This is a genomic window from Streptococcus sp. F2 (genome assembly GCF_056500955.1).
Genome location: NZ_JBWKAI010000012.1, coordinates 20411 through 35452, shown reverse-complemented (window position 1 = coordinate 35452; position 15042 = coordinate 20411). Strand labels below are relative to the sequence as shown.

The window sequence follows — 15042 nt, the reverse complement described above, 5'->3', positions numbered from 1 at the left end:
GCCTGTCTTAGCCCCTAGTTGCCCTATTTTTAGTCTTCTATGTTATAATAAAAGGACATGACTCAAAAGAAATAGCAGGAAATAACATGATTAAATTAATAGCAACAGATATGGATGGTACCTTCTTAGCTGAAGATGGGACATACGATCAAGCGAGAATAGCTGCGCTATTACCAAAACTAACAGAAAAAGGAATAGTCTTTACCGTTTCGAGTGGCCGCTCGCTCTTGGCCATTGATCAGCTGTTTGAACCTTTTTTGGATCAGATTGCTGTGATAGCTGAAAATGGCTCTGTTGTTCAGTACCAAGGCGAGGTGCTCTTTGCAGATGTGATGACACAAGCGCAGTATGCAGAAGTTGCAGAAAAGATTTTGGCTAATCCACATTATGTTGAAACAGGTATGGTCTTTTCTGGACAAAAGGCAGCCTATGTTTTAAAGGGAGCAAGCCAAGAGTACATTCAAAAAACCAAACACTACTACGCCAATGTTAAAGTTGTTGATGGCTTTGAAGATATGGAAAATGATACCATTTTTAAAGTTTCTACCAACTTTACAGGTGATACGGTCTTGGAAGGTAGTGATTGGTTAAATCAGGCCTTGCCTTATGCTACTGCAGTGACAACAGGATTTGATTCTATTGATATTATCTTAAAAGAGGTTAATAAAGGTTTCGGAATGGATCACCTTTGCCGAGCTTTGGGGGTTGAGCCTTCAGAAACCATTGCTTTTGGAGATAATTTTAACGATTATCAAATGTTGGAATTTGCCGGTAAGGCTATTGCTACGGAGAATGCAAGACCCGAAATCAAAGCGATTTCAGATCAAGTCATTGGACACTGCAATGACGGAGCAGTATTAACGTATTTAGAAGGATTAGTGTAAAGCATGGATATTAAGATTTTGGCGCTTGATTTAGATGGCACTCTATACAACACGGAAAAAATTGTGACGGATGCTAATAAAGAAGCACTTGCCGCTGCTAGAGAAAAAGGGGTTAAGGTAGTTATTACAACAGGTCGTCCCCTTAGGGCCATCGGTAATCTTTTAGAAGAATTAAATCTCCTAGATGAAGAGGATTACAGTATCACCTTTAATGGTGGACTGATTCAGCGTAACACAGGGGAAATTTTGGATAAACGTTCTCTTAATTTTGATCAGATTTACCAGATTCAAAAGGCTCTGGAAGCGGTTGGATTACCAACCGATGTTATCAGTGATGGGGATGTGTACAGCATTCCTAGTAAAGATGGTCGGCACTCTCAATACCGCTTAGCTAATCCTATGTTAAATTTTATTGAGGTAAGTTCTGTTGACGACTTGCCAACAGATATTTCTTATAATAAGATTGTAACAGTAACAGATCCAGACTTTTTGGATCAGCAGATTGCCAAATTGTCACCACGTTTATTTGAAGATTTTGAAGCTTTTAAATCACGAGATATTATTTTTGAAATCATGCCAAACGGTATTGACAAGGCATTTGGATTAAAGTTGCTTTGTGAACATCTTGGACTTGACGCTAAACACGTTATGGCCATGGGAGATGAAGCGAATGATTTTAGCATGTTGGAATGGGCAGGACTTGGAGTGGCTATGGCCAACGGCGTTTCAGGAGCTAAAGCAGCTGCTGATGCGGTGACGACCTTGACCAATGATGAGTCTGGTGTCGCAGAAGCTGTCAAAAGATTTATTTTAGATGAGGAGAACTAATGGGATTATTTGATCGTTTATTTGGGAAAAAAGAAACCCAACAAGTGACCGAAACCAAACCAGAAGAAGAACTTTTGGAAACATCAGCTAAAGAAGAGGCTGTTTCGACAACCAGTGAGCAAGATCAGTCAGACCTCACGCTGTCACAAGACGACGCTCCGGCAGTTGTTACTCTAGAAGAACAAGCTTCCAAAGACAGTTTAGAAGCATCGCAACAGCGTGAAGAAAAACTTGTTGAAAGCACAGCAGTTTCTCCAGCAGATTCTGCTAGCATGGTCGGTGACAAAGATGCCCTTACGTCAAGTCCATTCGGTCAAGCTACTGTATCAGATACAGAAGAAATCAAGGAACAGCCGATTGTAGACCAATTTCCAGTGGAACAAACTCAAGATGCTGAGTCAGCTAATTTCACGGAAGAGGATGAAACAAGTGTTTCAAAAGAACCAACCAGTAGCCAACAATTTATGGAGGACTATTACCGTCGTAAGGCTGCTCTTGAAAAAAGTCTTCAAGAAGCAGCTGCAGCAACTGTCCCATTGATGCCAGAGGAACTGGTTGAGGTATCTGTAGGGTCCGATATGTCAAAAGAGGTTGCACAAGACGACTCTTTGACTGAGGTGACGGAAACGGATGAGGAAAAATACAAGCGTAGCTTGAAAAAAACACGAACAGGTTTTTCAGCTCGCTTGAACAGTTTCTTTGCTAATTTCAGACGCGTGGATGAGGAGTTCTTCGAGGACTTAGAAGAAATGTTGATTCTATCAGATGTCGGTGTACATGTGGCGACAACTTTGACAGAGGAGTTGCGTTATGAAGCCAAACTGGAAAATGCTAAAAAACCAGATGCCTTGAAACGCGTGATTGTGGAAAAATTGGTAGACATCTATGAGAAAGATGGACACTATAACGAAGCTATCAATTATCAAGATGGCTTGACCGTCATGCTGTTTGTAGGAGTTAATGGCGTTGGTAAAACCACTTCGATTGGAAAGCTGGCTTACCGCTACAAGCAAGAAGGGAAAAAAGTCATGTTAGTGGCAGCTGATACCTTCCGTGCCGGTGCTGTTGCTCAGCTAGTCGAATGGGGACGCCGAGTAGATGTTCCAGTGATTACGGGTCCTGAAAAGGCTGATCCAGCGTCCGTTGTTTTTGATGGGGTGGAAAAAGCTGTGGCAGAAGGTACAGATATTCTTCTGATTGACACGGCTGGTCGTTTGCAAAACAAAGAAAATCTCATGGCAGAGCTGGAAAAAATGGGTCGTATCATTAAGCGCGTGATACCAGATGCCCCTCATGAAACGCTCTTGGCCTTAGATGCTTCAACAGGCCAAAATGCGCTTAGCCAAGCCAAGGAATTTTCAAAAATAACCCCTTTAACAGGTTTGATTCTAACGAAAATTGATGGAACTGCCAAAGGTGGGGTGGTCTTAGCCATCCGTCAAGAATTGGATATTCCAGTAAAGTTCATCGGTTTTGGTGAAAAAATGGATGATATTGGAGAATTCCATTCAGAAGACTTTATGAAAGGGCTTTTGGAAGGGATCATATAACAGCAAAAACCAGCCTCGTTCAATAAAACGAGACTGGTTTTTAGTATGTCATCTTAGGCTAATCCTTTTTTCCCCAAATGGTAAAACATAGCAAAGAAAAAGATAAAATCAAGTAGGGCAAAAATAGTAAAGAGAAGGTAGACAGACTGTACACCGCTTGTGAATTCTGGCTGACTATTAGCTATCAGTGATGCTAAAGCCGTTCCTAGAGCGCCAGCAAATTGCTGCATCATCTGAAAAATGGCCGTGGCGTCGGCATTTTTCTCGGCAGGTAATTCTCTAATGGCTGTGGCTAAACTATTATTAAAGCCCATGTTTCGTCCGAAGGTAAAGATGATATACAAGAGGGTGAATGCTCCAAGCATAAAATATTTGGTCTGTAAGGTCATTATCAGTAGATACAAGTTAAAGAGAGCATTACCTAAATAAAAGGATAATCTGGCTCCTTTTTGATCATAAAGCTTACCAAAAGCAGGTGCTAACAGAGCTCCAAGTAAGGTACCAGGTAGGAGTACCATACCGGCTTGAGAACTGTTAGCAATCTTTTCCATCACAATAAAGTTTGGCGTTAGAAAATTAATGCCTAAATTAATTAGCTGAAAGACAAAAAAGGGAATTAAACCAAAGGTCAGAGAGGGAATTTTGAGAATGCGAATATCAAGAAATGGTTGCTTGGCTGTGAGATTCTTGTAGAGGAAGATGATTAGGCTAATGAGAAATAGTCCCAGATAAAGCCAATTGATATGTCCGCTTTCGAGGCTAGTAATGGTCAGCACGGATACTGGCTATTAACGGCACTGGTAAAATACCGATAAAAATCCATTGTCAGCTAAAATGACTAATCATAAAGCCGCCGTAAGTAGGCCTAAAGGCAGGTGCCAGACTAATAATTAATCCGCCAAACCCCATGAAAAATCCAGTCTTGTGCATAGGGACCCGCTCAAGGATGATGTTAAATATTTGTGGCATAATCATACCAGACCCAATGCCTTGAAAAATGCGGGCTAACAACATGACCGCAAAGGACTGGGTCAGCACGGCCAAGATGGTCCCAAAGGTAAAGAGACCTGTGGCCATAAAAAAGAGGGGTCTTTCCCGCACATTTTTCTTGAGTGTAGCCGAAGTGGTCATCATAATTGCCACTGCTAGTAAATAAATGGTAGTCATCCATTGCAAGCTATTTAAGGGTAACTGATAGACTGACATCAGGGTTGGGAAGGTAACATTCATGCTGGTTTCAGATAAAATTCCTGAAAAACCAATGAGTGCTATGGCAACAATGGCCATAATCGTTTGTTTTGAAACTGTTTGATAATGATTTGACATGATAACTCCTTTATCTAACCGTTTGTTATTGTACCATAGAATCTTAAACTTGTCAGAAAGTCTCTTTTGGTAAAAAGGAAGAGATAAGATTGGCAAGAGTGCTCTTTTCAGAGAATTTTTTGAAAACGCTTGACAGGATTTTAAGGAGATGATAAAATTAAAGCGTTCTCAGATGTGATTACTTCGGGTAAGCAGGCTAGAGACAGAATCATCAGAATATTAAAGGATGTTATCACAGTCTTGTGAGCAGGGACCTATTCGAAAAGTGCCTTTTAGGCGGCTTTTGGATGGGTCATTTTTTATTGTGATAAATGAAGGACTAGGACTTTTATGATTATAAAGCGGGTTTTAAACCATAATGCGGCCATTTCGACCAACCATCAGGGTTTAGACATTTTGTTGATGGGAAAAGGTATCGCATTTAAGAAAAAAGTTGGAGATAGTATTGATGTCAACGCTATCGAAACATCATTTGTTTTAAAAAACAGCGAGAATATGAACCGATTTACGGAATTGTTTATTACGGTTCCGCCAGAGGTTGTGGCGTGTTCGGAAAGGATTATCAATTTAGGGAAAATCAAGCTAGGGAAGACGCTGGATGAGATTCTCTATATCAATTTGACGGATCATATCCATTCTGCCATCGAACGGCACGAGCAAGGGATGCTGATTCAAAATCCCTTGAGGTGGGAAATTCAGCGGTATTATCCGGATGAATATGCGATTGGCGTCAAGGCGCTCGAGCTGATTGGGCGTGATTTGGGGATTTCTCTTGCGCTTGATGAGGCGGCCTTTATTGCGACACATTTTGTCAATGCTGGCTTGGACAATCCATTTAATGAGCCTCAGAAAATCACGGAAATTGTGTATTCTATCGAGCAAATAGTGAAGACAACCTTTAAGACAGAATTGGACGAGGATTCGATTGACTATTATCGTTTTATGACCCATGCCAAACTGTTTGCACAACGGGTCTTGTCAGGAACAACTTACGACGATGATGATGCGGATTTACTCTTGGTTGTCAAGGCAAAATATCCTAAAGCCTACCAATGTGTCAAGGAAATCGGTAAGGATATGGCACGAGACTATCATTACCAGCTGAATGCAAGTGAGCAATTGTACCTAACTGTACATGTGAAACGGTTAGTGAAAAATTTAAAGGAGACTTAATATGACTTATAAAGAAACTGCCAAGGCTATTTTAGCGGCAGTTGGCGGCGAAAAAAATATTCAACATGTGACGCACTGTGTGACGCGTCTACGTCTCGTCCTCAAAAATGATGAACTGGTAGATGACCAGATTGTCAAAGCCATTCCAAATGTGATTGGCGTGATGTGCAAAAACGGCCAGTACCAAATTATCTTGGGGAATGATGTCAATAATTATTACCAAGCCTTTTTAAGCCTAGGTCATTTTGACAATCAAGATGAAGCCCATCTTACAAAAGCGAAAGGTACTATTATTGAGCGCTTGATTGAAACCATTGCGGGAGTGATTACACCGCTGATTCCAGCCCTTCTTGGTGGCGGAATGCTCAAAGTGGTGGGCATCTTGCTTCCTATGCTTGGCTTAGCGGGAGCAGATTCTCAAACTGTTGCCTTTATTAACTTCTTTGGCGATGCGGCTTATTATTTTATGCCTGTGATGATTGCTTATTCAGCAGCAGCGCGCTTTAAGGTGACACCTGTTTTAGCAGCGACGGTCGCAGGGATTTTGTTGCACCCATCCTTTGTCGCAATGGTAGCAGAAGGTAAACCGTTGGCCCTATTTGGAGCACCAGTCACTCCTGCTAGCTATGGCTCATCTGTTATTCCGATTTTGATCATGGTTTACTTGATGCAATACATTGAAAAATGGGTCAATCGCTTAGTGCCAAGCGTGATGAAGAGCTTCTTACAGCCAACTTTAATCATTTTGATTTCTGGCTTTTTGGCCTTAGTGGTTGTAGGTCCTCTTGGTGTGATTATTGGTCAGGGATTATCCAATACCATGCTTGCTATTTATCATGTGGCTCCGTGGTTAGCCCTAGCCATTTTGGGAGCGATTATGCCACTTGTTGTCATGACAGGGATGCACTGGGCTTTTGCACCAATCTTTTTAGCCGCTTCGGTTGCGACACCAGACGTTTTGATTTTACCAGCCATGTTAGCTTCTAACTTAGCTCAAGGAGCAGCAGCGATTGCGGTGGCTTTCAAGGCGAAACAAAAACAAACACGTCAAGTTGCCCTTGCCGCGGGAATTTCAGCTTTGTTGGCGGGGATCACGGAACCGGCACTTTATGGTGTCACACTGAAATTTAAAAAGCCGCTCTATGCAGCCATGATTTCAGGTGGTTTGGTCGGAGCTTTTATTGGTTTTGTCAATATCGCTTCTTATACCTTTGTTGTTCCTTCTATCATTGGTTTGCCACAGTATATCAATCCAGCAGGCGGGGCTAATTTTAGAAATGCTGTAATTGCTGCCGTAGCAACGATTGTATTAACCTTCATTTTGACTTGGTTCTTGGGAATTGATGAAGAGTGCCCAGAGCAAGCAAGTGGTTCAGCAGACATTTCCCAAGTTAAGAGTGGTTTGTCAACCAAACAAACTCTGTATGCTCCGATGGCAGGCGAGGTGCTTCCTTTGGCAGCCGTTCCTGATGAGACCTTTTCTTCCAAGTTATTAGGAGAAGGCTTCGCTATTTTGCCAAGTCAGGGAGAAGTTTATGCTCCTTTTGATGGCGAAATCATCACATTTTTCCCTACCAAACACGCTATTGCTTTGAGAAATGAAGCTGGTGTAGAAGTCTTGATTCATGTCGGTATTGATACGGTTGAGTTAAAAGGGGAAGGTTTCGAGCAGTTAGTATCTGTTGGGGATGTCGTGAAACGCGGTCAGCCACTCTTGCGAATGGATACTGATTTCATTGCTTCAAAAGGGTATTCACTCATCAGTCCTGTGGTCGTAACCAATTCGGCTGAGCAGTTGGAGATTATTGTCCAAGATGATAACAAAATGGTGAGCAAAGAGGATGCTTTGTTAGTAATTTTATAACATAAAAGGAGAAGAAGAATGGAAACTTTTCCAAAGGATTTCTTATGGGGTGGCGCAGTGGCAGCCAACCAGGTGGAAGGAGCGTTTGAAGCAGATGGAAAAGGTTGGTCCGTACAAGACGTCCTTCCAAATGGTGGGCTAGGAGAATTTACAGACAGTCCTACCAGCGATAATTTAAAATTAGAGGCGATTGATTTTTACCACCGCTACAAAGAAGACATTGCTCTTTTTGCCGAGATGGGCTTTAAGGTCTTTCGAACTTCCATTGCTTGGTCTCGTATTTTTCCAAATGGTGACGATGATCAGCCCAATGAAGCTGGTTTGCAATTTTATGATGATTTATTTGACGAGTTATTGAAATACGGCATCGAGCCCTTGGTGACCTTGTCGCATTATGAGACACCTCTGCATTTGGCCAAGACCTATAATGGTTGGACAGATAGACGTCTAGTTGGCTTTTTTGAGCGCTTTGCTCAGACAGTCATGGAGCGTTACAAGGGTAAAGTCAAATATTGGTTGACCTTTAACGAAGTCAACTCGATTTTACACATGCCCTTTACCAGCGGTGGCATCATGACGGAAAAAGAACAGCTGAGCCCGCAAGATTTATACCAAGCCATCCATCATGAATTGGTAGCATCTGCTAGTGTCACAAAACTAGCGCATGAAATTAACCCTGATGTTAAAGTTGGGTGCATGATTTTGGCGATGCCTGCTTATCCAATGACCTCTGATCCAAGAGATGTGCTTGCTGCGCGTGAATTTGAAAACCTTAATCTCTTATTTTCAGATATTCATGTGAGAGGCAAGTATCCTTCATATATTAATTCTTATTTTAAAGAAAATGGGATTGAGATTATTTTTGAAGACGGTGATAAGGAATTATTGGCACAACATACGGTTGATTTTCTGTCTTTTAGCTATTACATGAGTGTCACACAAGCCCGCAATCCAGAAGCTTACACATCTGGTCAAGGAAATATTCTAGGCGGTCTGGCCAATCCGCATTTAGAATCTTCAGAATGGGGCTGGCAGATAGACCCGATTGGTCTGCGTTTGGTCTTGAATCAGTACTATGATCGCTACCAAATTCCTTTGTTTATTGTTGAAAATGGCTTAGGGGCAAAGGATCAGCTGGTGCCAACCTCAGATGGTAGTTGGACAGTGGAAGATGATTACCGTATTGACTATATGAATCAGCACCTCGTACAAGTTGCCAAAGCAATTGAAGATGGCGTCGAAGTCATGGGTTACACTTCTTGGGGATGTATTGATTGTGTCTCTATGTCAACAGCCCAATTAAGCAAGCGTTATGGCCTGATTTACGTTGACCGAGATGATGATGGCAAAGGTAGCTTGGCACGGTATAAAAAACGCTCGTTTGATTGGTATCGACAAGTCATTCAGACCAATGGACGTTGCCTCAAGGATGATTTTTCCTAAATCGGTCCTGCCTAACAGGATGACTCTGGTCGTATGCTAACTGAGAAAACTCAAAAACCAGTTGTTTTGATTAAAAAACAACTGGTTTTTTGTTAATGTTTAAAAAATACGATAAACATAAGGGTTGTCAGGTTCTTGAACTTGGTGAACTTCAGACAGTTCAAGAACAGGTAGATTTTGTTCCAAGTTTTTATCATATTCCATATGAAGGCGACCTTTAACCGTTAGCCATGTGTTGTTAGGGTAGCTGGCTTGGCTGCCTGTTGTCAAAAGCCCATACACTCCTGAGTCGGCAATACAGTGAATAATGCCGAAACGGAAAAGGAATTGGTAGTTGTCATGGCCCGGTTCGTTGTAAACGAAACCAGTGTACTGGATGTCACGATCAACAAACTCATCGGGATAGAGATAGATCAATTCCATCACTTCCATATAATTTTCAGTGGTAATGGTGACCGGTTTCTTGCCTTTATACTTATTGAGTTCTTGACGCATCTCTTTTTGGTAGGCAGACTTTGTAAAGTAAAGGCTGGTGTCAGGTTTGAGGTATTGAATGGTGGTACCGTCATCACTGACTCCCGTTTTAGAGGCTCCCGCAGCTAAAGGAAAAGTGTAACCCTTGGCAGAAACCGTGGTGGAATCTAGGGTTACGGTCGGCACAAGGAGACCGACCAAGACAGGAAAGACCAAGATAAAAGGACTCGTCAGCTTTGCGATTTTTCCTGTTAAATGGCTATGCACCTTAATGTTTTTCATCCAGGTATAGAGTTGAACAAGAGCTAAAATGAAAGATAAAACCATGGAAATATAAGCAAGGTAAGAATACCGAACATTGATGTACTGGTCCAGTTTACCAGACAACTGGAGGTACATGGTTAATTCAAAATAGCCAGCTAAAATTAAGAAACGAATCATTAGAGCACCCCCACAAGTAAACAATAAACGGTAATCATAATGACGGATACGCCGATAAATTGAACAATGAAGCGTCCTTTAAAAGCCTTTACCATCATCATGAGGTTTTTAATATCTACCATTGGACCGATTAAAAGAAAGGCAAGAACTGGAGCCACTCCAAAGGTTGATAATAAGGAAGCTCCGATAAAGGCATCGGCTTCACTACATAATGACAGAATGAATGCCATAAGCATCATGATCAAAATGGCTGTCAAGGGATTGTGCCCAATCGTTGTCAACACACGGGTTGGGACATAAATTTGCATGGCAGAGGCAATCAAGGTTCCAAATACTAGATACCTACCGGTGTCGAAGAATTCATCAATAGCATGTACCAGTGCTAGATAAATGCGTTTTGGCAAGGTTTCATGAGAATAATCATGAAAATGCACGGGCTGAGCATTTTCCTTAAGAATATCCTCATCGACCAGGAATGCCAACATCATGCCAAGCGCGATAGCCACTAAGATGGCACCAAAGAGACGAAGCATGAGGAAGCGAAGAGAATTCCCAAAAGCGGAATAGGTTGCAAACAAAACAATAGGGTTAATAATAGGAGCCGTAGCAAGGAAGGGAACTGCTGTATAGCTAGGCACCTTTTTTTCCAAGAAACGATTGATAATAGGAATAATCCCACATTCGCAAGAGGGGAAAACAAATCCAACAAAGGTTCCAAATAGGATGCGCAAGAACTTTTGCTTAGGTAGGTATTTTTGAACTAAGTCTGGCGTAACAAAGACTTCAATGCAGCCAGAGAGAATCGTTCCTAAAAGAACAAAGGGCAGCGCCTCAATGATAATAGATAAAAAAATCGCAAACCATTGTAGGACACTGGGAGGAAGAGTTGAAAACAGTGACATGCACCATATCCTTTCTAAATGACAAAAGAGAAGGCTGGAGCACTACTGCTCAGCCTAAATCAATAACCTTTATTAGCGGTATCACAACTAGAAATCACGCTCACCTTCAGAGATTAAAGAAACTGTGAAGACAGCGGACAAGAACGTTAGGATTAACTTGGTTTAGTAGGGTTATTGGGTTTGTTATTAGTCACTAATTTACCATCAGTAGAAACGTCAAGGGGAGCATTAAAATTAGGCAATGAAGCAAAACCTGCCATCATTTTCTCAAGTTCATCATTTTTTTTATGGGTAATTGCCATGGGTATGACCTTCTTTCATTCAAGATAAGTCTATTATACTATCATTTAGAAACAATGCCAAAGCCAAAGTGTTTTTCGAAGCAAATGGCAGATGAGATGGCTATGAGTTTAGCTATCAAGAGCTGTGAGTTTGCTTTTGTGATAAAATAGAACAAAATAAAGAGGAGGAAAATGATGATGATGACAAAAGAAGATTGGGTGAGAAGGTTAGGATTAGAACCACATGTGGAAGGGGGCTATTTTAAACAAACGGAAAAAGCTTCAGAGCGTTTAGATTTTTCTGGTAAGGAGCGAGCGCTTTACACTAGTATTTATTTCTTTCTTATTAGAAGAAACTAATCCTTCTCATTTTCACCGGTTAACGGCTGATGAAATTTGGTATTTCCATGCAGGAGAGGCCTTGACAGTCCATATGATTACACCAGATGGACATTATGAAGCAGTCACTTTAGGTTTGGACTTGTCCAAAGGGCAACGGCTTCATTACTGTGTCCCTAAAGGAACTATTTTTGGCTCAACGGTCGAGAAAGATTATGCCCTAGTATCTTGCCTTGTGGCGCCAGGTTTTGAATTTGATGATTTTGAATTGTTTAAAAGAGCAGATTTACTGGCTACTTATCCAGAACATCAGGCTATCATTGAGCGCTTAACGAGAGATTAGACGTTTTTGAGACAACCTATGGGTCAGAGCAGCAGTATTAGAATTTCTGATAAGTATGTTATAATGTGACCAATAGGAGATAATAGATGACAAAACAAATCTTATTAGTGGATGATGAAGAACACATTTTGAGGCTACTGGATTATCATCTCGTTAAAGAAGGGTTTTCCACACAATTGGTAACAGATGGCCGAAAAGCATTGACATTGGCAGAAACAGAGCCTTTTGACTTTATCCTACTGGATATTATGTTGCCTCAGTTAGACGGCATAGAAGTGTGTAAGCGACTGAGAGCTAAAGGAATAAAAACTCCGATTATGATGGTTTCTGCTAAAAGTGATGAATTTGATAAGGTTTTGGCCTTAGAATTAGGAGCTGATGATTACCTGACAAAACCTTTTAGCCCCAGGGAATTAGTGGCGCGTGTCAAGGCTATTTTACGTCGAACCAGTAAAGAGCAGCAAGAAGATGACACAGATGATTTCAGGGATGATTATCGGGTATTTGGGGCCCTGACCGTCTATCCAGACCGGCATGAGGTGTATAAGGCAGATCATTTATTGAGCCTTACCCCAAAGGAATTTGAACTCTTGCTCTATCTTATGAAACATCCCAACATGACCTTAACTAGGGAACGTTTACTCGAACGGATTTGGGGATATGATTTTGGACAAGAAACCCGTTTAGTGGATGTTCATATTGGCAAATTGAGAGATAAGATAGAGGATAACCCTAAAGACCCTCAATTTATTCAAACGATTAGAGGCTATGGGTATAAGTTTAAGGAGTTATAGATGAAACGCTATCTTCAGTTTTTACTGGTTAGTTTTGGGCTTTCTTTTTTCATTCTGTTAGGAATGGCAGTCGCTTGGCTGAGTAAAGGAGTAAGTCTCTTTTTGCTAGCCTTGTTGCTAGGAAGCAGTGCTTATTGGCTCTGTCGACTATGGAGGTGGGAGCAGGCCTTTGAAACCCTCCATCAGCCCCTCTTAACCAGTAATGACCACTTTTTAGAAAAAGGACAGGAGGACCTCACGTTTCTTGCCAAATATATGACGGATTTAAAAACAGATTTGGTACAACAAGAGCGTCACTACAAAGATTTATCTGAGAAAATGGAGACCTTACTCTCTCATTTAACAATGGGAATGTTTTTGGTCTCTTCAAAAGGACAATTATTATTATCCAGTAAGTCACTACCTCATTATTTTCCTGATATGACTGAGGAAATGACGTCGATTGAAGACCTCAAACGGATGGATATTCGTAACCTCATTCATCAAGCTTTCGATCAACAACTCAACGTCAAAAAGGAAGTAGCAGGTTTTCATGAGGATGATTTGGTATTAGAAGTGACCGCAGTTCCTATTATCAATGACGCAAAATCTGTGTCAGCTGTTTTAGTCTTGCTTTATGATTTGACCACAATCAGAACCTATGAAAAAATGAATTTGGATTTTGTGTCAAATGCCTCACATGAATTAAGAACACCGGTAACGTCTATCAAAGGATTTGCTGAGACGATTAAGGCTATGCCGCCAGAGGAAGAGGCATTGAAGGGTGATTTTTTAGAGATTATCTATAAAGAGAGTTTACGGTTGGAGCACATTGTCGAGCATCTTCTGACCTTGTCTAAACTGCAACAAATGACCCTGCAGTTAACAGAGATAGAGTTGGCTGCTTTTGTCGAAGAATTAAAGCAAAGCTTGCAACCTCAACTAGGAAAAAAAGACTTGCAGTTAAACCTGCAAGTACCAGATGACTTAATGCTTGTATCAGACCGTCAATTACTGTCACAAATCTTGCTCAACCTGTTGTCCAATGCCATTCGTTATACGGAAGAAGGTGGCCACATTAGTGTCGAGGCTAAGAAAGTAACCGATGGGTTAGCGATTTCTGTCACAGATACAGGAATTGGGATGAGCCAATTGGAATTGAGCCGTATTTTTGAACGCTTTTACCGAGTAAATAAGGGACGAAGTAGGCAAAATGGTGGAACAGGACTTGGCCTAGCCATTGTCAAAGAACTCAGTCAACTATTGGGAGGACAGGTTACAGTCACCAGTCAGCTCGGCAAGGGCAGTCGTTTTACCCTTTTATTGCCAGAACAAATCTCACTTGATTAGTGATGTTTATGGAAAGCTATGTTAGCGCAGATAATTGCCTAAGATAGCTTTTTTTGATTCTTTACATAATCTTTACATGAATCACGGATAAACCTTTACAAAGGCTTGATACACTATAAGTGTAGTAATCCTACACAAAAAATAGTTAGAAATAAAGGTGATTGTTATGAAAGTCAAAAAAATGCTCGCTCTTGCAGCGATTAGTTTAACAGGATTTGGACTTGTCGCCTGTGGTAACACAAATTCTGGTAACGGTCAGTCCGCTTCAGGTAAAATTGAAGTGATTTCACGAGAAAATGGATCAGGGACACGTGGTGCTTTTACAGAAATCACAGGTATTCTCAAAAAAGATGGTGACAAAGAAACAGACAATACTACTAAGACAGCTGTGATTCAAAATAGCACAGAAGGGGTTATCTCAGCAGTTCAAGGCAATGCGAATGCTATTGGTTACATTTCCTTAGGGTCCTTGACCAAATCCGTCAAAGCCTTAGCAATTGATGGGGTAAAAGCTAGCCGTGAGACAGTTTTAGATGGGGAATACCCTCTCCAACGCCCTTTTAATATTGTATGGTCTTCTGATTTATCCCAAGTAGGACAAGATTTTATTAAGTTTATTCACTCTAAACAAGGACAACAAGTCGTCACAGAAAATAAATTTATTGAAGCTAAAACTGAAACCGCAGAGTATACTAGTCGAAACTTATCAGGCAAGTTGTCTGTTGTAGGTTCGACTTCAGTGTCTCCTTTAATGGAAAAATTAGCAGAAGCTTACAAAAAAGAAAATCCAGAAGTGACAATTGACATTACTTCTAATGGGTCTTCTGCAGGGATTACAGCTGCTAAAGAAAAGACAGCGGATATTGGCATGGTTTCTCGGGAATTAAGTCCCGAAGAAGGTAAGAGCCTAACGCATGATGCCATTGCTTTAGATGGTATTGCGGTTGTGGTTAACAATGATAACAAGGCGAGCCAAATCAGTATGGCTCAACTGGCAGATGTTTTTAGCGGTCAATTGACCACATGGGACAAGTTGAAATAAGTGATGTGCTGCTGTTAGCTCCACATTAT

General features: G+C 41.1%; 12 protein-coding genes and 2 pseudogenes. 10 read left to right on the top strand and 4 right to left on the bottom strand.

The genetic code is table 11. The features are described 5' to 3' along the window. The first annotated feature begins 86 nt into the window (after positions 1–86). The 3 genes from ACYTR8_RS05365 to ftsY are packed head-to-tail and all read left to right on the top strand — an operon-like array spanning position 87 to position 3262. Positions 87–884, top strand: coding sequence for a Cof-type HAD-IIB family hydrolase (locus ACYTR8_RS05365; RefSeq protein ID WP_111715712.1), 798 nt, complete (start codon positions 87–89; stop codon positions 882–884). Between the two features lie 3 nt (positions 885–887). Beyond that, positions 888–1712, top strand: coding sequence for a Cof-type HAD-IIB family hydrolase (locus ACYTR8_RS05360; RefSeq protein ID WP_443597377.1), 825 nt, complete (start codon positions 888–890; stop codon positions 1710–1712). Beyond that, positions 1712–3262, top strand: coding sequence for a signal recognition particle-docking protein FtsY (gene ftsY, locus ACYTR8_RS05355; protein ID WP_111715718.1), 1551 nt, complete (start codon positions 1712–1714; stop codon positions 3260–3262). The genes ACYTR8_RS05360 and ftsY overlap by 1 nt, the downstream gene beginning before the upstream one ends. Positions 3263–3315: 53 nt before the next feature. Here ftsY and ACYTR8_RS05350 read toward each other — a convergent pair. After that, positions 3316–4588, bottom strand: a pseudogene (locus ACYTR8_RS05350) (MFS transporter). A gap of 330 nt (positions 4589–4918) precedes the next feature. Between ACYTR8_RS05350 and licT the strand changes: the two are divergent. From licT to ACYTR8_RS05335, 3 genes are read left to right on the top strand one after another with little or no spacing between them, the layout of a single operon-like run. Next, positions 4919–5761 (top strand): BglG family transcription antiterminator LicT, encoded by an 843-nt coding sequence (gene licT, locus ACYTR8_RS05345; RefSeq protein WP_479641795.1) that lies wholly within the window; start codon positions 4919–4921, stop codon positions 5759–5761. Position 5762: 1 nt separating this feature from the next. Then, entirely contained in the window at positions 5763–7625 is a 1863-nt protein-coding gene (locus ACYTR8_RS05340; RefSeq protein ID WP_479641794.1) for a PTS beta-glucoside transporter subunit IIBCA, read from the top strand. Between the two features lie 18 nt (positions 7626–7643). Then, positions 7644–9068 (top strand): glycoside hydrolase family 1 protein, encoded by a 1425-nt coding sequence (locus tag ACYTR8_RS05335; protein ID WP_269760477.1) that lies wholly within the window; start codon positions 7644–7646, stop codon positions 9066–9068. A gap of 99 nt (positions 9069–9167) precedes the next feature. Here the strand turns inward: ACYTR8_RS05335 and ACYTR8_RS05330 are convergent, their stop codons facing one another. The 3 genes from ACYTR8_RS05330 to ACYTR8_RS05320 all read right to left on the bottom strand — a co-directional run bounded on the left by ACYTR8_RS05330 (position 9168) and on the right by ACYTR8_RS05320 (position 11187). Then, positions 9168–9983, bottom strand: a complete 816-nt coding sequence (locus ACYTR8_RS05330) for a TIGR03943 family putative permease subunit (RefSeq protein ID WP_115252720.1) — start codon at positions 9981–9983, stop codon at positions 9168–9170. Then, positions 9983–10885, bottom strand: coding sequence for a permease (locus ACYTR8_RS05325; protein WP_003049962.1), 903 nt, complete (start codon positions 10883–10885; stop codon positions 9983–9985). Before ACYTR8_RS05325 ends, ACYTR8_RS05330 begins: the two co-directional genes overlap by 1 nt. 152 nt (positions 10886–11037) lie before the next feature. Then, on the bottom strand, positions 11038–11187 hold the full coding sequence (locus ACYTR8_RS05320) for an SPJ_0845 family protein (protein WP_164714918.1): 150 nt from the start codon (positions 11185–11187) through the stop codon (positions 11038–11040). Between the two features lie 174 nt (positions 11188–11361). Between ACYTR8_RS05320 and ACYTR8_RS05315 the strand changes: the two are divergent. The 4 genes and pseudogenes from ACYTR8_RS05315 (at position 11362) to ACYTR8_RS05300 (ending at position 15013) form a co-directional block, all read left to right on the top strand. Next, positions 11362–11848 (top strand): annotated as a pseudogene (locus tag ACYTR8_RS05315) (cupin domain-containing protein). A gap of 86 nt (positions 11849–11934) precedes the next feature. Further along, positions 11935–12642 (top strand): response regulator transcription factor, encoded by a 708-nt coding sequence (locus tag ACYTR8_RS05310; RefSeq protein WP_111715731.1) that lies wholly within the window; start codon positions 11935–11937, stop codon positions 12640–12642. Beyond that, on the top strand, positions 12643–13971 hold the full coding sequence (gene pnpS / locus ACYTR8_RS05305; protein WP_479641793.1) for a two-component system histidine kinase PnpS: 1329 nt from the start codon (positions 12643–12645) through the stop codon (positions 13969–13971). A gap of 166 nt (positions 13972–14137) precedes the next feature. After that, complete coding sequence (locus ACYTR8_RS05300) at positions 14138–15013, top strand: substrate-binding domain-containing protein (protein ID WP_479641792.1); 876 nt, start codon at positions 14138–14140, stop codon at positions 15011–15013. Positions 15014–15042: the final 29 nt, after the last annotated feature.